Annotated in this window: 14 protein-coding genes; 1 reads left to right on the forward strand and 13 read right to left on the reverse strand. The window is 61.6% G+C overall.

Annotated elements, in window-relative coordinates; all coding sequences use genetic code 11:
• Positions 1-5 precede the first annotated feature (5 nt).
• From ACTJK4_RS11175 to ACTJK4_RS11235, 13 genes are all read right to left on the reverse strand, one after another.
• Entirely contained in the window at positions 6-413 is a 408-nt protein-coding gene (locus tag ACTJK4_RS11175) for a hypothetical protein (RefSeq protein ID WP_440817943.1), read from the reverse strand.
• Between the two features lie 187 nt (positions 414-600).
• Complete coding sequence (locus ACTJK4_RS11180) at positions 601-1,491, reverse strand: DUF6708 domain-containing protein (RefSeq protein WP_322018306.1); 891 nt, start codon at positions 1,489-1,491, stop codon at positions 601-603.
• A 48-nt stretch (positions 1,492-1,539) separates the two neighbouring features.
• Positions 1,540-4,674, reverse strand: coding sequence for a T6SS effector BTH_I2691 family protein (locus ACTJK4_RS11185; RefSeq protein ID WP_322018304.1), 3,135 nt, complete (start codon positions 4,672-4,674; stop codon positions 1,540-1,542).
• A 4-nt stretch (positions 4,675-4,678) separates the two neighbouring features.
• Positions 4,679-5,623 carry a DUF4123 domain-containing protein gene (locus ACTJK4_RS11190; RefSeq protein WP_322018303.1) on the reverse strand — a complete coding sequence of 315 codons (945 nt, stop codon included), beginning with the start codon at positions 5,621-5,623 and terminating at the stop codon, positions 4,679-4,681.
• An 8-nt stretch (positions 5,624-5,631) separates the two neighbouring features.
• On the reverse strand, positions 5,632-8,385 hold the full coding sequence (locus tag ACTJK4_RS11195; protein WP_440817944.1) for a type VI secretion system Vgr family protein: 2,754 nt from the start codon (positions 8,383-8,385) through the stop codon (positions 5,632-5,634).
• Between the two features lie 21 nt (positions 8,386-8,406).
• A complete protein-coding gene (gene tssH / locus ACTJK4_RS11200) occupies positions 8,407-11,130 on the reverse strand; it encodes a type VI secretion system ATPase TssH (protein WP_440817945.1) in 2,724 nt (907 codons plus the stop codon).
• A 39-nt stretch (positions 11,131-11,169) separates the two neighbouring features.
• Positions 11,170-12,261: a type VI secretion system baseplate subunit TssG gene (gene tssG, locus ACTJK4_RS11205; protein WP_440817946.1), complete on the reverse strand. Its 1,092-nt coding sequence runs from the start codon at positions 12,259-12,261 to the stop codon at positions 11,170-11,172.
• On the reverse strand, positions 12,225-14,075 hold the full coding sequence (gene tssF / locus ACTJK4_RS11210; protein ID WP_232039400.1) for a type VI secretion system baseplate subunit TssF: 1,851 nt from the start codon (positions 14,073-14,075) through the stop codon (positions 12,225-12,227). Before tssF ends, tssG begins: the two co-directional genes overlap by 37 nt.
• 78 nt (positions 14,076-14,153) lie before the next feature.
• Positions 14,154-14,627 (reverse strand): type VI secretion system baseplate subunit TssE, encoded by a 474-nt coding sequence (gene tssE, locus ACTJK4_RS11215; RefSeq protein ID WP_009241814.1) that lies wholly within the window; start codon positions 14,625-14,627, stop codon positions 14,154-14,156.
• A 68-nt stretch (positions 14,628-14,695) separates the two neighbouring features.
• Complete coding sequence (locus tag ACTJK4_RS11220) at positions 14,696-15,199, reverse strand: Hcp family type VI secretion system effector (protein ID WP_009241815.1); 504 nt, start codon at positions 15,197-15,199, stop codon at positions 14,696-14,698.
• Positions 15,200-15,304: 105 nt separating this feature from the next.
• Positions 15,305-16,789 carry a type VI secretion system contractile sheath large subunit gene (gene tssC / locus ACTJK4_RS11225; protein ID WP_232039399.1) on the reverse strand — a complete coding sequence of 495 codons (1,485 nt, stop codon included), beginning with the start codon at positions 16,787-16,789 and terminating at the stop codon, positions 15,305-15,307.
• Positions 16,782-17,294, reverse strand: coding sequence for a type VI secretion system contractile sheath small subunit (tssB, locus tag ACTJK4_RS11230; RefSeq protein WP_009241817.1), 513 nt, complete (start codon positions 17,292-17,294; stop codon positions 16,782-16,784). Before tssB ends, tssC begins: the two co-directional genes overlap by 8 nt.
• A 34-nt stretch (positions 17,295-17,328) precedes the next feature.
• The gene (locus tag ACTJK4_RS11235) at positions 17,329-17,961 is read right to left on the reverse strand and encodes a hypothetical protein (RefSeq protein ID WP_232039398.1); all 633 of its coding nucleotides are present in this window, start codon (positions 17,959-17,961) and stop codon (positions 17,329-17,331) included.
• 328 nt (positions 17,962-18,289) lie between these two features.
• Here ACTJK4_RS11235 and tssJ point away from each other — a divergent pair, with 328 nt between their 5' ends.
• The gene (tssJ, locus tag ACTJK4_RS11240) at positions 18,290-18,994 is read left to right on the forward strand and encodes a type VI secretion system lipoprotein TssJ (RefSeq protein ID WP_392397745.1); all 705 of its coding nucleotides are present in this window, start codon (positions 18,290-18,292) and stop codon (positions 18,992-18,994) included.
• Positions 18,995-19,000: the final 6 nt, after the last annotated feature.

Here is a 19,000-nt window from a genome sequence, read left to right on the forward strand (position 1 = left end):
AAAAATCAGGGCTTGCCGACGCGGCAGTCCGCCAGCGCCAGCGTCAGGCCAACGAACTGCCGGTTCAGGCAGTCCAGCGTGATGTCCTTGCTGGGCTTGTACGCCGCAAGCTTGTGATCGGGAAACAGCGCCTTGAGCGCGTCTCGCTGATCGTCCTGGAACGGCGCGCCCACCTTCAGGTCTTCGGTCACTGCCAGCGTGTTCAGGCTGTCGTCGGACAGCGGATAGACCTGGCCCGTGAAGACAAGGCGGTGGCCGTCGTATTTCTTCGACGCGGTCGGCGCGTCCTTGAAATATTCGGTCAGCACCTGGCGGTACGAAACCTGCAACGGGGTGTCGTCCTGGGCGAAGGCGGGCGTGACGAGCAACGCGACCACAGCAGAAGCGGCGGCGAAGCGGGACAAAGCGTTCATATCAGCGTGCGTGAAATGTGACGTCCGCACGCGCACGGGCGGACGGTGGAGATGCTACGCAGGCTTGGGGCGGTTGGGGGGATTGTTTCTAAATCTTCATGTGCGGGCGGGCCGATCGCTTACATCTGCAGGGTTGAGCTTCACTGGTGGCGCATCCCGGCACACGGAAACTCAAAGCAGTAACCGGCTAGCGCCTACACGCCAGATTCTCGATCTCGTGGTCACTCAACGCAGGCCCCCCTGCTGCGGCAATGATCTCTGGCGAAAAAGCTGGCACCTTGCCCACGCCCGAGCGGCGCGGCTTTTCTCCCGGCTGAATCGGTGCACCATCCTCTTCCATGTAGCGGCGGATGTGTTCGTAAAGTCGCCAGAGCACTGCGTCTTCCCACCAGCCTGCGTAGCCGATATTCACGATCTCTTTGCAGAGATTCGGCTTATCCGGCTCGCCCCACAGGAGGGTTAAGAAGTACGTTTCTCTACCTGCAGCCCCCGTAAACTGGGTCATCTTGTAGCTGCGCGCTTTGACCTCATCCCAGGAATAGGTGCGGGGCTTTGCGACGCGCTGTACTTTCCAAAACCGAAAGAAGATGAAGGGTTGAAGCTGGATGAAGCTGACTTGCCGCGTTTTCCTGTTAAAAAGCACAGGCAAGTCCCTTGGCAAGAAGAACACGATCTTGAAACAGGCCACTGCCACAAGAAACGCGATCACAGAACAAAAAATCATTAGTGCGGATGTGCCCATAAGCAGGGGGTCATCCGGATCCCACATCGCAACCCCTGCATACGCAAACATGACCGTGAAAACGGTCATGCTGACCAAGAACAAGGTTCCGAAAATAGTCTTGCCTTCCGATCCTAGCGGGGCCCCGATTTCTATGGCTTCCGGATAGATATTCAATAGCGATTCGCACGTGCTTCCAACCAAATGCACAGGCTGATGCTTGTTATCGGGGGCAACGCGCCATGGTTTTCGCTGCGCTTGTAATGTGCGCCTCTTCGTCTTCGGGAACTCGAAATATGGCTCGGGCTGATTCCACTCCGGTAGCAGCACGCGAAAATCAGGATTGCCCTGAGACATCTTGGGAGACCTCACAATATTCTGTTCAACAAAAAGAGGCAGTTAATTTCAAGGCAACTGCTCTTCGACCAGCACATCTCCATCCGGCGATTCAACCCGCACCTTCGCGGATGCACCACTGAACATCATTGTGTTCAGATCCGCAGACACGATGACGGTATTGCCGTCGTCCCTTACATCAGGACCCCCTTTGTCAACGCCCTCCAATGTGGCTGCCGCACTACCTGGAAAGGCCACCAATCTACTGCCGCGTTGCATCAGCAGAACGGTACGGCCGTCGCGACGCTTTCCGTATATCTGAACGGACCATGTCAATTTCTCTCGCAGTGCTTTGTTTAGCGAGAAGCTAAGCCAAGCTTCACGGGACAGTGCATAGTCCGACATCTGCGGCGAGGGCAGGCCACCCATTCCCACGACGGCCATCGAGCGCATGAAACTGTCGCCGATCCCATTTCGATAGCTGAAATCAACGCTGATGCCCAGCAGCAGCTTATTCATTTCCTCTTGTTCTTTGGCGAGACTGCCCAACGTACTCTTGCCCCACACCGTACCCGCAACCCAATCTTCTGCAGGCGTATTCTGGACCATCATGGCGATATAGCCCGCCGCCACGCCTAAGGCTACTAGCAGCAAACCCCAACCCGTCCATGAAAGTCCGAATCCTGTAACGGTGAGCACCCCCATCGCATTCGCCACTGCCGCACCACCTGCAAGTGCCGCGCTAAAGAAGAAGAACGCCTGAAAACCGTAGGCTGTTGCAGCAGCCGCGTCACCGCTGCGGCGCCGTGAAAACACCTTGGTAAGTGCCGTCACGCCGTCAAGGACACTTGAAAGAGCAGAAGCGAAACCCGCCAATACCTTGAGCCCCAAAGTGGCGCCGAGCTTTTCCCACTCCTTTGCAAATGCCGCCGAAAGCTCTGCCAAGGCCGCTGATGAACCCAGGGCAGCTGAGGCCAGGCCCAGAAAAGCTTCAACGCGAACCTCATCATTCCCGTTACGGAATTTCTCGAGGTTCTCACTCAAACACAGCAGCTGGATGACCGCACCACCAGCCGAGAGAACAGCGCCCCCCTCTTTGAGGACTTTGCCAACTCTGCGCGCGACCTCTTTAAGCTGTTCTCCGCTTTTCGGCAACTCAGCGAGTGTCGTGGTCGTAGCCGTCACGCTTTCAAAAACATAGACATCAACGCGTGCATTGCCCTTGGCACCGGACAAATCCATAGCGAAGACACCACTTCTTGTGACGTTCGTGACCTCAGACTCCCCGACTTTGCGTGTGGCCTTGCCCACATCTCCAGGACTAGTTCTAGCAATTTCGCGCCAGTAAATCTTTGCCTGCTCTTCGCTGACTTGAATACGCGTCGCCCGTATCTTTCTTGTGGTGACGCTAGTCACACTGACCCGAACGATCAGTACCTCCATCTTCCTGAGAAGATCGGGCGCCATCTTCCCGACTTTGGACAGCATGATTCCCGTCGCCCCCGCCAAAGGCATCAAGCCGTACCCCGCCGCAGATGCGAGGATCCGTAAATACGGCAAGCTGTGGGCTAACATGCCGACCAGCTTTCCGCCTTTCGCGTCCTTCTCCAGTTCCTCGATAACGTCGAATAAAGCCTTGGCCTCATCAACGGTCTTTGAACGTTGATCAGACTCTTTGAACCACTCAAAGAAATCCTTCTGGTTGCCCAGCATTGCGCGCACCAACACATTGTTCTTGTCGCGCGGATCGCCCTTTACAAAGTCTGCATACCAGCCCGCACCAACATCAGTAATGGGGCCTCCATATGCCACCTTGCTGACAACGTGTGCGTAATAGACGCCATCTTGGCGGACGGTTTCATCGAAATCATGCTCTGTGACAAGCTTACGTGCAGGGCTATTCAGCCAACTACCGTAGTCAACCTCGATACGCGCAAGCAACTTGGCATCGTTCTCGCACGCGTGATCGTATTGCTCCAGGTACTTCGCATAGCCGGTCCCAGCCTTCTTCTGCAACCTCACAGCCGGCAACTCGTCCTGCGGAATGCTGACGGTACCCAACGACGGGTTGGTGTATGTCCCACCAGGAAACATTCCGCCGCCTTGAACCGTATAAGCCTGGGGTATGAACGTCGCGCCGGGGGGCAGTGCGCCCCGGCCTTTCATATCGTCAAACTGCGCCCGTGGCATATATGACTCGCCGTACAGTCCTGGCGTGTTACCCAGATTCTTATACTGCGCGTCGAACAACTCCACCAACGCCTTGATGCTCATCGCTGATTGCAGCTTCCAGTAGCCGTTTTTCGCTGTCAGGATTTTCTTAGCCGCTTGTGGCAATTCCAGCCGAAGCTGAGCCGCCTCATGCGTAGCACCCACCGCATCCGGCACGCTGACCAGCATGGCTTTACTCACATCGAACTGTTTGCCACGCGTCACGATCACAGACGCCTGGCTATAGACGTCCTTTGCTGCTTCCTTGCGCGCCAGCGGCTTGCCGTCCCTATCTAATGGCACGCCAGGATAGGGGTTACCAAACAAAGCGGTCGCCACCGTTTGCCTATCCGGGTTGTATTCAGGCAAAGCTGCCGACAAGCTCCCCTCTGTCATCGGAATACTGCGCTTGCAAGTCGCATCGGGTGCATTGATGCAAGCCATCCGCTGATCGCGGAGCTTTTTGTCGCCGGCGTACTTCGCCCGTACTTTGTCGCTCCAGGGGGTATCACTGAAGCCCACCCAAACCTGCCCCGTATTCTGCGCATCTGGAATCACGAACAGCATAGCCGCGGCATAGCCATCGGTGCGCTGGCAGGAAAACTCTTTGGCCGCGCCCGGTACAGGCAATTGTTCGATCGGAAATGGTGTTAGATAACCAAGTGTGTCAACCTGAAGTGCCTGCCACCCCTTCTGCGCCTTTATCTCGGGGGTATGTGGCTTTTCGTAGTATGCATAGACATAGCCCGCTCGCAACGTCCGCATGACATACCCGGAATAACTGAGCGCCGGGTCTGCGACACCTGGTAGCAGCTTGGCGATAGCGTCATGCTTGCTTGCAGCGTATGACTTCTCGGCAAGTCCCGGCCGTACCAGCAGAATCGGCAACCCAGATTTGATGCAGGAAGGGCATCCGCCCGCCGAGCACTGGGGAACTCCGATCGCAGCTTGAGTGGCATTTTGTGCATACTTCCCGGTTGCTTCGCCTGCCATGACTTCACTCCACGCTCGCGTAGGTTAACGGGTCAAAAGATTGATGAGCAGCGGGCATATTCGTAAGCTCCCGTCCAATTTCATCCCACGAATCGTCAGGCAGTTCGCTTAAGCGTTGCGCGAGATTGGGAGACTCTTGGCGTGCAGATTTGACCAACTGCACTACTCGTGGATGCTCGCAGAGCCGCGGGTGAATCTGGACAATATATGCGGCGAGCAGCACGATATCCGCCGCTTGATCCAATTCGAGCGACTGCGCTGCTTCAATTGCATTGGCGGCCCGTTGAAGGTAGTCAGGGGGAAGCTCCCGTTGAAACCGACGCCAACCACGCAGCAACTGCTGGACAAGTTCGCAGTTGCGCATGCGCCTCCAACGCTTCGAATCGATCCGCAGGTAGTTGAGCTGCCAAGCGACCGATAGTTCTACGGTGTGAGGAACAAGCAAATTGCGTCTATCAAGCGTCCACCATTGGCTGATTGGGCCAAGCCACTCCTGCCGTTGCGCTAGATTGGATATGGACCAAATCAACTCAAATACTCGCCGGTCCGCCAATCGAAGATATCGAACGCCGGCAGGCATTCCCACTGGCGTCATGCAACGAGCCAGATGCTTGGCTAACAATTGCGGCTCTACAGCGGAGCGCAGCCACCCGCCGATAGCGAAACCCTCATCGTTCTCCACGGCCACGTCCACTTGTTCTTGCAAGGCGGCCTCTAGACTCGCCCTGAGGGTCTGAACGGCTGCAGGCCTGAGCCTCACAAGATAAGGAGTCTGATGTTCCGCCAGCCACACGGTAGGCATAACAATTGGAAAAATCTCGCAACCGGAATCAAGAATGAAGTCCCGTGCCAGAGGTTCGCGCAGCATTGGATCTACTAGAAGGTATGCACTCTCGTCGTCCGCCTGGAGTGACTCACCCAATGTGCGCAGCAAATCTTCGAAAGCCATATTCATCTTCAGAGCGTTGCTGCACCACCCGCTGCCGCGCGTTGGTCGTTCTCGGGGCACGCCTTCAACTCACCCTTCGCCAATTGAGTATTAGCGCCCGCCCCTCCCGGCCCCACAAACCGATGCCCCGCCCCCTTGAACGTCACCATCCCCGGCGCATGCAGCTCAATCGTTCCGTTCGTCACCTTGATCTGCGCACCGGCCGCGTTGACGAGCACATGCTGCTTCGCCTCGGCAGTGACGTTGCCTTGCGTGGATGCGACCGTCACGGCCTTCTCGGCCACCAGATGGGTCTCGCCCTTGAGGCTCGAAAGCCCGACCTTGCCGCTTGCGGCATGCATGGCGATGCCCGGTGTCGCATCGCCGGCTTGCCCGAGCGATTTGCCGTGCGCGTAGAGGCTCAGCCCCTCGGCTACCGCCACTGAGAGATTGCCGCCCGCCGCCACGTTGGTGTCCTGCTTCGCAACCAGCGTCGCCTGGGTGCCCGCGACCAGCACCGCATCCACGGGCGTCGTGCTGACGATGCCCTTGGGCGCCGAGACTTGCAGATGCGGCTCGCTGTAGGCAACGGCCTGTGCGCCTTCACCCGCGCTTTCGGTGTGACGCAGCACTTCGGTGGTGTGGCGCAGTTGCTTGAGCGCGGGGAGTTCCTTGGCGGCGGGCTCGTCGGCCAGACCGGCTTTCTGCTTCTGCGCTGCGTCGGCGAGGGATTCGGCGAGGTCGCTCACGGCTTCGATCTGGCTGGCGGCATCCTCGCTGTCTTGCAGCGACGCGCTGGTGCCGGCGCTGTGCGCGGTGAGCAGCAGGCCGGCGCCGGCGCGCACAGCGCCGCTGTCGTCAGTGGCGAGCGCGGCTCCGTGGCCGAGATCGGCCTGCCGCGCGCTGTCGACCTGTTCCTTGTGATGGCCAAGCACGAGGCCAGTCGCCGCCTGCGTGGTGCTGAGCTGTGTGCGGCCCTGCCCTTCGGAATCATCGAAGACGAGCTGGTTGTAACCCGACGAGCCCGACTGGCTGCCGGCCAGTGCCTGCGTCTTGATGCCGGACAGCACTGCGTTGTGAGCGTACGCGCCCTGGCTCTTGCTGTCGCCGGCAAACCAGGCGGGGGCATTGCCGGTGGCCCCTGCTGCGCCGGCCTGGTTCTGGTTGTATTGCGCGTCGGTCTGGCCGCTACCGTTGTAGGCGGCCCCCACCACGACGGGTCGATCGATGTCGCCTTGCAGGAACTCGACCAGCACCTCCTGGCCAACGCGCGGCAGCGCCACGCCGCCCCAGTTCGGGCCGGCCACGGGCGCAGTTACGCGCACCCATGCGCCAAGGCCGGCGCTCGCACGGGCGTTATCGTCGCCAGCCGGGTGCGATTGGCGGCTGGCGGACCGAGCGCCGCGCTGCCAATGGAATTGCACCTTGATGCGATGGTCCCGGTCGGTATGCACGGGCCCTTCCGCACCCACCACCAGCGCAGTCTGGCTGCCATTGACGGTCGGACGTGGATGCAGCGCACGGCCTTGCTCGTCACTCTGCTGCGGACGCACGGGTACGTTGTCGCGCACGACGGTGAAGTGGTTGCGGTAAAACGGCGCGTCGTCGCCCGTGCCGTGGTTGCTGCCTGCGGCCAGCACGTCGCTGCCGCGCAGTGTGCCCAGCGCTTCGGTCAGTACCTGGCCGAAGCGATCGTTGAAGTTGTTGCGCGCCTGATGCGTCACGGCCAACACGGCAAAGCGCTGCTCGCCATCGTCATGATCGAAGTGATCGAGCAACTGGAAGCGCGTGCCCGTCGCCAACGTGCGGGCTGTGCCTTCGCCGTCGAACTGCTTGTCGCGCAGCTCCAGCGCTTCCATCATCAGCCGTGCGACGCGCTGCGCCTGGTTGTTGTCTTCAAACCAGTACTGGCCGGGGTAGTCGGTGTCTTGCAACGTCAGCTGCGGGCCGTCGTTGCCTTGCTGCTGCGCCCCGAGTTGGGCCGTGCGCTTGGCGTTGGCGCGGTAGTCCCAGCTGGCAATCGACACGGCGTTGGTCTGCCAGCGGCGAGCGCCTTGCCAGCGGTCGATCACGTCTTCGGTGGCGGTGGCGTCTGCGCGGCCAAAGCGGATGCTCGCCTGTGCGTTGTCGGCAAAGACGTCATTGGAATCCGCAATGACCATGCGATGTACGCCCAGCGCATCGCCGTCCTTGGCTTCGTGCTCGAAGAAGTAAAACAGCCCTTCTTCGGCCAGCAGGCGCGTGGCGAAATCGAAGTCGCTTTCGTCGTATTGCGTGATGACGCTGCGGCGCGTGTAGACCGAGCTGTCGCGCAAGGCCCAGCGCCATGCGGGCACGAGGCGACCTTGGCCCTGGTAGTCGCCAAACAGGCTGTCGATTACCTCGATGACCGACATATCCTGGAACAGGAAGCTGTCTTGCCGATGGCGCAGGAACGCCAGCCACGGTTCGATCACCAGCCGATACCGCACCAGGCCACCGTTGGCTCCCACCTGCTCGAAGCGCGTGACGTGGCCATGGAACGGCCGCAGCGCGCTCCGGCTCTGCTGCGTCAGCAGATCCAGCCGCACGGGCTGGCCAAGCAGCTTGGCCGAATCGATGTCAGCGTTGTCGGACAGCGCCGTCAGTTCCAGCCGAAAACCACCTGCGTCGATGTGCTCGGCGGCTTCCAGCTGCTCTGGCAGCAGCGCGTTGGGCCCCAGCGGCGTTTCCAGGCGCAGCAGCCGGTCAGCCTGGGAGAACGACGCACGCAGCAGGTTTGCCAACTCGGTCGGAGAGACCATGATGTGCTCCAGCGAAGCGACTTAGTTGATGCGGTATTTGAACTCGCCGTTCTTGCCGACGCCGACCTTGATCTTCTCGACACTGCCGCCCTCGGCCATGCGCGTCAGCACCGACTCGGCGATCTGCGGCAGCAGCGTGCCGTTGAGGATGTGATCGACCGCGCGGGCGCCCGCATCCACTTCCGTGCAGCGTGCGAGCACCGATTCAACCAGCGCGTTGTCCCACTGGAACGTCGCCTTGTGGTTGATGGCGACGCGATCGCGAATGCGGCCCAGCTTGAGCGTGATGATCTCGGCCAGCACGTCGTCGGAAATCGGGTAGTACGGCACCACCTTCATGCGCCCGAGGAATGCGGGCTTGAACGCCTTGTAGAGCGTCGGGCGCAGCAGCTCTGCCAGGGCATCGGTGTCGGGCAGTTCTTCAGCGGGCTTGTTCAGGCAGGCCTGCATGATGGCCTGCGAGCCGACGTTCGACGTGAGGATGATGATGGTGTTGCGGAAGTCGATCGAGCGGCCTTCGGCGTCGTCCATCTCGCCTTTGTCGAATACCTGGAAGAACATCTCCAGCACGTCCGGGTGGGCCTTCTCCACCTCATCAAGCAGCACCACGCTGTACGGGTTGCGGCGCACGGCTTCGGTCAGCACGCCGCCTTCGCCATAGCCGACATAACCCGGCGGCGAGCCCTTGAGGCCCGAGACGCTGTGCGCTTCCTGGTACTCGCTCATGTTGATGGTGATGAGCTTGCGTTCACCGCCGTAGAGAATGTCGGCCAGTGCCAGCGCCGTTTCGGTTTTACCCACGCCCGACGGGCCGGCAAACAGAAACACGCCGCGCGGCTTGTTCGGGTCTTCCAGGTTGGCGGTGGCGGTACGCACGCGCTGCGCGATGGCATCCAGCGCGTGGTCCTGTCCGATCACGCGGGCAGCCAGCAGCGGCTTGAGGTTCAGCACCGTGCGCAGCTCGTCCTTGACCATGCGGCCCAGCGGAATGCCCGTCCAGGCGGAGACGATTTCCGACACGACATGGCCATCCACCTGCAGCGGCACCATGGGCGATTCGCCTTGCAACGCACGCAGTTCGGCGAGCAGCTTGGCCAGTTCGTCCTGATCGTCCGCCTTGTCGGCGGCACGCTTGCGCTTGGGCATCGACACCACGTCGCTGTTGGCGGCCACGGGCAGTGCGTCTTCCTCGCCGGTTTGTGCTGCACCGCTTTCGCGCGCCTCACGCAGCGCCTGAATGCGTGCGACCAGCGCGCGCTCCTGCGCCAGACGTTCGGTGTTCTGCGCGACGCGTTGTTCCAGCTCCGTGCGCTGCTCATTCAGCGCCTTCAGGCGCGCGTCGTGCTCCGCACCGGCGCTTTGCTCGCGCTCCAGTGCATTGATCTCGCCTTGCAGGCGTTCCAGCGTTTTCTGGTCGTCTTCAATGGCGCCAGGCGTGGCGCTCTGGCCCAGCGCCACCTTGGCGCAGGCCGTGTCCAGCACGCTGACGGCCTTGTCCGGCAGTTGGCGGCCGCTGATATAGCGATGCGACAAGCGCACCGCCTCCGTAATCGCCTCGTCCAGCACGCGCACTCCAAAGTGGCGCTCCATCAGCCCGGCCATGCCGCGCAGCATGGCGGCCGCCAGCGGCTCGCTCGGCTCTTCCACCTTCACGACCTGGAAGCGGCGTGCCAGTGCGGCGTCTTTTTCGAAGTACTTCTTGTATTCGCTCCACGTGGTGGCCGCAATCGTGCGCAGCTCGCCGCGTGCGAGCGCGGGCTTGAGCAGGTTGGCCGCATCGTTCTGCCCGGCCTGCCCGCCTGCACCAATGATGGTGTGCGCCTCGTCGATGAACAGGATGATCGGCTTCGGGCTCTTCTTCACCTCGTCGATCACGTTCTTCAGACGGTTCTCGAATTCGCCCTTGACGCTGGCACCAGCCTGCAACAGCCCCATGTCCAGCGTGCGCAGCGTCACGCCTTGCAGCGGCGGCGGCACATCGTTGGCGGCGACGCGCAAGGCCAGACCTTCCACCACAGCGGTCTTACCCACGCCGGCTTCGCCGGTGAGGATCGGGTTGTTCTGGCGGCGACGCATCAGGATGTCGATCACCTGGCGGATCTCGGCATCGCGGCCAATCACGGGGTCGATGCGGCCATCGCGCGCGGATTGGGTCAGGTCGACCGTGAACTGATCCAGTGCTGGTGTGGCCGTCAGGGCAGCCGCGGGCTTGCCGCCTTCGCCTTGCGCCGTGTCCCCGCTGTCGTCTGCAATGTCCACGGCCTGCTCTTGTTCGTCTGAACCGGTGGTCAGCCGATCGAAGTCGTGCTTGAGGCGGTCTGCCTCAATCTGCCCGAACAGACGCGAGCCACGTTGCGCGAGCGCAGACAGGCTTGGCTCGGTCAACAGTGCGAGCAACAGATGGCCTGAGCGGATGCGCGTGATTTGCGAATCGAGCGAGGCAATCAGCCAGCCGTGCTCGAACAGCTTGGGCAAGTACGGCGAAAACGCCGGAGTGCGCGTGTTGCCGGTCTGGAAACGGCCGATCTCGGCCTCCAGGTCACGTTGCAGCGCAGCCAGGTCGATGCCGCTGGCGCGGGCCGCGACGGCAAAGTCGCTGCGGCGGTTTTCCAGCAACGCCAGGAACAGGTGTTCGAGATCGACCTCGTAGTTGCCGCGCGCCATGCACAGCGACGCGGCGCGCTCGGCGGCTTGCCGGCTCGTCGCATTCAGCTTGGTGATCAGCGTTTTGAGTGGGATGGCCATGGCGGCAGCGCTCCGAAAAAATCGATGAATGTGTCGGTATCAATGCAGCGGCGCGAGCGTGTATTGCGCATCGCTGCGGTCCTGCTGCGCGGGGCGGGAGCACAGGAAAGTGTCCCAGCCCAGGCGCCCGTCGTTGCTGTTGTCCAGCGTGCTGCCGGTCACGTCTTGGTGGCGCAGGATCAGCTTGATCTCGAACTCCAGCGTGGTGCCGCACAGAATGGTCAGCATCTTGCGCAGTGCCAGCGCGCCCGATGCGCCCGGCAGGAAATTGCGGTACTGCGCGCGCTTGAGCGGCCCGACCCACAGGCGCACGCGCAGGTCCCTCTGCCACACCCGGCCACCAGCCAACGCCGTGGCGCCCAGCAGGTTGTTGGTGCTGCCCAACCGCGTGTATTGCGACGCCGGCACGCGATACCACCCGCCAACGAACTGCTCCACCCGCATCGGCGCCTGGAAGTAGTCCGACAGCACGCGCTGCAGATACGCCGCAGACACCGGCCGATGCCGGATCGCCGTGGCATAGCCGGCCAGCCCTTCGTCAAGGATCGGCCCGGGCGTGGTGGAAAGGTCGTGGCGCAGCGTCTTGTCGGCCGCGCCCGCCAACGACAACAGCAGCGGCAGGTAATGCTTGTTGCTGTCGACTTCGTACTGGAACGGCAGCCGGTATTTCTTCCACGCCAGGTAAAACAGCGCCGTGGCCCGGTTCGAGAAGATGTCGAAGAACGCGCGTGCAGCGCGGTCGCGCCAGAGGCTTTCTCGCTCCGCCACGATTTCGGTGTAGCGCAACGGCAAGGCGCCCTGCCCGCCCAGCATGCCGAAGAACGAGGGCGTGATTGCCAGCGAATCCAGCGCGCCTTCTTCCAGCGCGGCAATGAACGCGGCGTCGGTTTCGAGCATCTCGGCGGTGATGCCCTCGGCCTCGACGTTCTGCAGTTCGCTAGGCGGAAAGGACAGCGACAGCGTGTTGCGAAAACTCAGGCGCGTGGCCAGTGCCTGCTCGGGCGCCATGCCGCCTTCGCGCGCAAACAGCTGCTCCAGCAGGCGCACGGCCTGGAAGAACTGGTACCGGTGCGGCTGCTTGAGCAGCCGCCGGATCACACCAGGATCGATTCGCCGCTGCGGGGTGCGCATTTGACCAATTCCTTGCCGCTGCGGCGCGAGACCGCAATCAACTGCACAAAGCTGTTCATGTGGACATACAAGCCGAAGAAGTGGTCCAGCACACGGATGAACCGATGCATGCCGGTGCCCACAAAGGCGTCTTCATCCAGCGTGAGGCGCACCTCCAGGCCGCGCACGAATGTGGCGAACGGCTTGCCGGCCAGCCACTGCGTCGCCGGTTGGTAGTCCAGGGCGACGATGCCTTCGATCTGCCGCGCCGAGATCGCGTTACGCGGCAGATCGTGGAGGCGCAGCATCTCTTTCAGCGTCGGCAGACCGTTCTGCACGAGCGACAGATGGTTGAGCGCCAGCAGCGAGATCAGCCGCCACTGCGCCGCGCGCCCACCGCCAAACCGCATCGAAGGCGTCGGCTTGCGCAGGAAGGTGATGTTGCGGGCAATGGAACTGCCTTCCATCGACAGATCGCCATCGGGCTGGCCGAACGCCAGCGTCGAAGGCAAGTCACGGTTCGTGCAGGTGACGGTCAGGCTCAGCGTGTCGGTCTGCGGGCTTGCCGGGTCGAAGTGTGTATCGACAATGGAGATCTCGGTTTCGAACCCCGGGCTGCGCTGGGCGATCAGCTCATTGCGACGCGCCAGCCAGTAATGGCCCGCGCGGCCGGGCTCTTCGCCGTGGTGCAGGGAGTAGAACGGCCGGAACTCTGTGACCTTCTCGTGCGCCGTGGTTTCGCGCACCAGCTGCACGTTGTCGATGGAGTAGATGTCAAAGCCGTGCGCGCGCCGGCTGTCGGCCACCACCGGATACGCACTGGCCGTATGTTCGATGCGGATCGGGTCTGCCTTCTGCTGGAACAGATTGACCACGGGCGTGCAATGCAGGCGCAGGTGCTCGGGTTGAAGGTTCTCAAGCAGGCGAGCAGCGTGCGAATCGCTGCGCAGGTCTTTGAGCACCAGATGCAGTGTCAGACGGCGCACCGGCACGCCCGGCGTCATGCCACGTCGCAATGCCGCCAGGTCGATATCGAAGAAGTTGAACTTCTCGGCAAAGCTGAAGTGCTCGGTCAGCAGACGATAGGCCGGGTGCGAGCGGGCCGGGCAATCGATCAGGGCTTCGTCTTCACTAAAGCCGACTTCGTGCAAAGGCACCGAGATCAGCCGTTTCCAGACGCCTGCGCGTTCAGCTTCCACATATCCAGCTGCGGTGTGCAGGAACAGCGCGTCACCCAGCGCGGCCACGAAGGACGGCTCGCCGTCCATGTAGACGCGCAGCTTGTCCATCGACAGCGATTCAAAACCACCGCGCTCGCCCACGTATTCCAGCGTGATCGCAATGGAGCCGGTCGCGCCTTTGGGCAATTGCACGGCGGCCGGCGCCGACACCGCGCGCTCGAACGTTGCACCCGCAACACGCACTGGCGCGAACGTGACGTCGTATGCGGTGCGGAAACGGCATTCGACCTTGCGCACCACGCGCGTGGTGAGAAACGTGCCGCGCGCAATCGTGACCGGCGCGCTCAGTTGCGCCGCCACGCCACGCACATCGAAATGCGCCACAGAGCACGATGGAAAGGGCCGCAGGTAGTGCGGGTACAGCACCTCCAGCAGCGCCTCGGTAAATTCGGGGTAGTCGTCGTCGAGCTTCTTGCTGACACGGGCGGTCAGGAAGGCGAACGATTCGATCATCCGCTCGACATGCGGATCGTCGCAGCCGTCGCCCGACATGGCAAGGCGGCCGGCGATCTTCGGATACCGCTCGGCGAAGTCGCGCGAGTACCGGCGCAGGAAGGCCAGTTCTCGTTCGTAATAGGGCAGCAGCTCTTCCATTCTTCGTTGCGGTCCGGTGGCGATCCTGCGGGTGCTTCAGCGTGTTGCGGGTGGTGCCGTATGCAGGGTCGTGCAATCTCAGCCGCGTCCGCGCGACACGGAATACCGCAGCGTCGAGGGTTGCAGCATGGCGTCAAAACTCACGGGCTCGCGGGCGGGCCCCACCAGCAGCACCGCGCTGATCCCAAAGCACAAGGCATTGGTCGCGCGCTCATTGATCTCCAGCGACACATTCACATGCTGCAGACGCGGCTCGTGCCGCTCGATCGCCTTGGTAAGCGACTGGCAGATGTAATTGCGGTCGTAGAAACTGGCCAGGCTCAGGCCGGAAAAATCGTTCAGGCCATACGTGAGCAGCGACCGCTTGCATTCCGGCAAGCCGTGCAGGTCTTCCTCTTCCAACACGATGCGCGTGTTGAGCAAGGATTCAATATCGCGTGCCACGGTGCTCTTGAGTTCTTCAAGTGAGAGCTGGCGCAATGCCGTGGGCATGGGCGCGTGCGGCTCGTCGTCGAAGAGCTTGTCGAGCAGGCTGGGTTCGAAGCCTTTCATATGCTGCTAGAAAACAAGATGCCGCAGCACGGCGGCTGCGGCTCTTGTCATCAGGAGAACACCAAACGTTAAACCGAGTAGGTCTTGTCGTTCTTGGTGAGGCTCCAGGCGCCTTGCGAGTTGCCGCCTTGGCCGCCGGCGCTCTTCTGCTGCGTGTACTTCCACTGCACAGCGGCGTAGCGCAGGCTGAAGGTGTCGGTCGGAATGCCCTGGGCCACCACTTGCGAATCGACTTCGCTCAGGATGGCGTTCTTCAGCTTGACTTCGAGGTACTTCACGCGGTTGCCTTCGCCGTCTGCGCGGAAGAACTCGATGGTCACTTCACCGAAGGTCGTGCCGCCCGAAGCGTGCTGATACAGCAGCGGGCTGACGACGTCCAGATCCTTCGTGAAGACCATGTCGCGGTGCTCGCAACGCTCAGCCGTGTGGCCACCGGCGGTCGAAGCCGTGGCCGAACGCGGTTGGCTGATTGCTTGCGACCAGCTGTTGATTTCGATCCAGTCCTTGTGATCCTTGTCTTGCGACTCCCCCTTGATCGCCGGGCTGTCGAACTTGACGTAGATATCCTTCATACAGAGACCCTCTTCAATAGATTGGTTGTTGGAACTGCAACGGGTAACGAGCGTAACGGGTGGTTATGCCCGAACATTCCCCCCCGGGGAGAGTCCGGTCAGGAATTACGAGTTGGCCGACTTGGGCAGATCCGCCACCAGACGCAGCGAGATCGACAATTCATCCAACTGGAAGTGCGGCCGCAGGAACGCCACCGAGCGGTACGTGCCAGGCTTGCCCGGCACTTCCGCCACCTGGATCGACGCCTCGCGCAGCGGGAATTGCGCCTTCTGCTCTTGCGTGGCGTTGTCGTCCAGCAGCACGTACTGCGAAATCCAGCGGTTCAGGAACGTCTCAACGTTCTTGGCCGAGGCAAAGCTGCCGATCTTGTCGCGCATCATCGCCTTCAGGTAATGCGCCACGCGCGACACCGAGAAGATGTACTGCAACTGCGCAGACAGGACCGCATTGGCGTTTGCGCTGTCGGAGTCGTACTTCTTCGCCTTCTGCGCCGATTGCGCTGCGAAGAACGCGGCGTAGTCCGTGTTCTTGCAATGCACGAGCGGGATGAAGCCGAGGTCGCTCAACTCCTTCTCGCGGCGGTCGGTAATGGCGATTTCCGTCGGGCACTTGAGTGCGATCTCGCCGTCATCGGTCTTGAAGGTGTGCGTCGGCAGGTCTTCCACCAAGCCGCCACCCTCCACACCGCGGATGGCAGCGCACCAGCCGAAGTCGTCAAACGCGGCGGTCAGGCGTGCACCGAACGCCCAGGCGGCGTTGCACCACAGGTACTTGCTGTGATCGGTGCCGTCCACGTCTTCAACAAAGTTGAAGCTCTCGACCACGGTGCCGTCCTTCGGGTTGTACGGCAGACGGCCGAGGAAACGCGGCAAGGTCAGCCCCACGTAGCGCGAATCTTCCGAATCGCGGAACGACTTCCACTTGGCGTATTCGACCGTGTCGAACACCTTGGCCAGGTCGCGCGGCTTGCCCAGGTCGGCAAACGATTCCAGACCCAGCAGCTCCGGTGACGACGACGCGATGAACGGCGCATGCGAAGCCGCAGCCACGTGTGCCATCTGCTCGATGAAGTACATGTCTTCGGGCTGACGCGTGACTTCAAAGTCGCCGATCAGGGCGCCAAACGGCGCACCGCCAAAGGTGCCGAATTCTTCTTCGTAGACCTTCTTGAACAGCGCGCTCTGATCAAACTCGATCGCGGTCTTGAAGTCTTTCGTCAGATCGCGCTTGGTCGCGTTGAGCGCCTTGATCTTGATCGTCTGGCCGGTGCTCGTTTCCTTGACCAGATAGTGCAGGCCGCGCCAGGTGGATTCCAGCTTCTGGAATTCCGGCGCGTGCATGATCGCGCTCAGTTGCTGCGAGATCAGACGGTCCAACTCGGCCACACGTGCATCGAGCGTGGCCGACAGGTTGTCGGACACCACCACGGTGCCGCTCAGCACTTGGCTGGCCAGCTCGCCGATGATGTCTTTTGCGCGCTCGCGCTCGGAGTCGGACTTGGCGACGCGGCTTTGCTCGACGATGCTGTCCAGCAGGCTCACCTCTTCCGCAACCGAGGCACCCTGCGCAGCGGATTGGTTCTCAAGCATCCTCGCCCCCGTTTTGCTTGGCGCCCAGCTTCTTCGCGTTTTCGGTGTTCTTCAGCACTTCCGACAGCAGGTCTTCCAGCTTGTCGTTACCGGCCATCTTGTTGCGCAGGTCAGCCAGCTTGGAGCGGGCTTCGAGCAGCTTGCGCAGCGGCTCGACCTGCTCGACAACGGCTTCGGGGCTGAAGTCTTCCAGCGAGCGGAACTTCAGGTCGACGCCAAAGCGGCCACCGTCTTCCGTCAGCGTGTTCGGCACCTGGAACGCCGCGCGCGGCTCCACGCCCTTCATCACCTCGTCGAAATTGTCGCGGTCGATGTTGACGAACTTTCGATCGCGCAGCTTGGGTTGCTGCACTTCGGATTGGCCCGACAGGTCGGCCACCACGCCCACCACGAATGGCAGCTCCTTCGTCTCGATTGCGTCGCCGATTTCGACGTCATACGTCAGTTGCACACGCGGCGGACGCACCTTCTGCAGACGCTTCTGTACGCTTTCTTTCTTGGCCATCACGTTCCTCCAGGAATGCGAACCAGCGCTGCGCTTAACGCAGGGCGCCGAACGGGTCTGCGCTGCCGCTGGCAGCACCGGTGGCAGCTGCCGGCGCAGCAGTGGTGCCGTGCTCAACAGCGTGAGCCGGGCGGCGAACGACGCGGGTCGGGCGGCGCACAGGTTGCTTGACAACCGGTTGTTCGCCCGGGAACAGGACCTGCTCGCCCAGCGTGTCGCGCAGCATCTTGGCAAGCACTTGCGCGTCGGTCTTGACGTCGCCGGCCAGCGCGCTGTCTGCACGCAGCTCTTGCAGCGAACGGCGCGCCACGCGCAGGCCGCTCACAGCCAGGATGCTCTTGGCTTGGCGATCAGCGTTGTCACGTTGCAGGGCTTCCTCTGCAGCCAGGATGGCCTGCGGGTACTTCTCTGCGCCGAACTGGATCTGCGCGATTCGCACCCACGGCTCGTCACGGGTTGGGTTCTGCTTGGCGATCTGCTGGTACAGATCAATCGCCTTGTCCTGCTGGCCGCCCTTGGCCGCAGCTTCCGCCTCCGACATGCTCTGGCCGAAGGCCTCGTCGGTTTGGGGTCCGGGGTTGTTGGTCGCGCAACCCGCAAAGAGAGCGGTGGCAGCAGCCAGCACGATGAAGGAACGAAGAACGGAGGTAGACGAGGATTTGGCCACGGCGAGACTCTTCAAAGTTTCAAAGCGGTGTGTCGATACCCAATCAAATTCGCCGGAATTGGCGAGTTAAATGTTGGTCTCGACTGGCGCGAAATAGTACACTCCGCTCGTTGCCGTTGACAACCAAAAACGGATTATTAAGGAACCGAAACATCCTTTGTATTCAACGCCTTAGAGCCGCACCAGGCAACGATCTCCGATTATTAAGAAACGGAAACATTCTTCGTTTTTCCTTTATTAAGGAATCGAAACAATTCACCGGTTTCCTTAAGCGGAACAGGCGCGACAGCAGTCAAACAAAGAGAATTAAGTAATTCAGAAATCAGGCATGAAGATGATGAAATTCGATGCTGCTTGGGGGCAAGCGGCAAGGCAGCCGGGCTGCGGCAGCCTTCTGAAGCACTCTCTGAAGCACCGTCTCGCAGGGGCGCTCAAGTTGATGCTGGTAAGCGCGAGCGTGGCCGCGTTAGCCGCCTGCTCCACCGGCGCGAGCGTGCTGGCTGGTGCGGCCAACGGCGCCCTGGAAGCGATGGGGCTCAAATCGTCGAACCTGCCCGACGCGCAGAAGCCGCCGCGCGAAGTGCCGCTCAAGCTGACGGCCGGCAATAACCTGAACGCAGCAAACGACCGCCGTCCGGTGGCGATCGTGGTGCGCCTGTATGCATTGAAGGATCCGACCAGCTTCCTGCAGGCACCGTATGACACGTTCATCGACCCGGCGCGCGAGAAGCAAACGCTGGGCGCCGACCTCGTCAACGTGCGTGAGATGACGCTGATTCCGGGCCAGCGTTACGACTTCACCGAGAAAGTCTCGCGCGAAGCCACCACGCTGGGCATCGTGGCGCTGTTCCGCAGCCCCGCATCGCAGCGCTGGAAGTTTGCCTTCAACACCGAGAAGAACGAGAAGTCGGGCATCGTGATCGGGCTCCACGCCTGCGCCATGACGGTCACGTCCGGCACGCTGACCACGCCGGCCGGCGCCACACCGCTGACCGATGTCAACCTGCTCTCCCCTGCCGTTTGCGGTAGCTGAACAACA

It is taken from the genome of Ralstonia sp. 22111, from assembly GCF_052045895.1.
Lineage (GTDB): Bacteria > Pseudomonadota > Gammaproteobacteria > Burkholderiales > Burkholderiaceae > Ralstonia > Ralstonia wenshanensis.

Excerpts from the sequence above, each read along its gene's own strand:
- ACTJK4_RS11175 (WP_440817943.1), bottom strand. The coding sequence starts at position 413 with ATGAACGCTTTGTCCCGCTTCGCCGCCGCTTCTGCTGTGGTCGCGTTG.
- ACTJK4_RS11180 (WP_322018306.1), bottom strand. The coding sequence starts at position 1,491 with ATGTCTCAGGGCAATCCTGATTTTCGCGTGCTGCTACCGGAGTGGAAT.
- ACTJK4_RS11185 (WP_322018304.1), bottom strand. The coding sequence starts at position 4,674 with ATGGCAGGCGAAGCAACCGGGAAGTATGCACAAAATGCCACTCAAGCT.
- ACTJK4_RS11190 (WP_322018303.1), bottom strand. The coding sequence starts at position 5,623 with ATGGCTTTCGAAGATTTGCTGCGCACATTGGGTGAGTCACTCCAGGCG.
- ACTJK4_RS11195 (WP_440817944.1), bottom strand. The coding sequence starts at position 8,385 with ATGGTCTCTCCGACCGAGTTGGCAAACCTGCTGCGTGCGTCGTTCTCC.
- tssH (WP_440817945.1), bottom strand. The coding sequence starts at position 11,130 with ATGGCCATCCCACTCAAAACGCTGATCACCAAGCTGAATGCGACGAGC.
- tssG (WP_440817946.1), bottom strand. The coding sequence starts at position 12,261 with ATGCGCACCCCGCAGCGGCGAATCGATCCTGGTGTGATCCGGCGGCTG.
- tssF (WP_232039400.1), bottom strand. The coding sequence starts at position 14,075 with ATGGAAGAGCTGCTGCCCTATTACGAACGAGAACTGGCCTTCCTGCGC.
- tssE (WP_009241814.1), bottom strand. The coding sequence starts at position 14,627 with ATGAAAGGCTTCGAACCCAGCCTGCTCGACAAGCTCTTCGACGACGAG.
- ACTJK4_RS11220 (WP_009241815.1), bottom strand. The coding sequence starts at position 15,199 with ATGAAGGATATCTACGTCAAGTTCGACAGCCCGGCGATCAAGGGGGAG.
- tssC (WP_232039399.1), bottom strand. The coding sequence starts at position 16,789 with ATGCTTGAGAACCAATCCGCTGCGCAGGGTGCCTCGGTTGCGGAAGAG.
- tssB (WP_009241817.1), bottom strand. The coding sequence starts at position 17,294 with ATGGCCAAGAAAGAAAGCGTACAGAAGCGTCTGCAGAAGGTGCGTCCG.
- tssJ (WP_392397745.1), top strand. The coding sequence starts at position 18,290 with ATGAAGATGATGAAATTCGATGCTGCTTGGGGGCAAGCGGCAAGGCAG.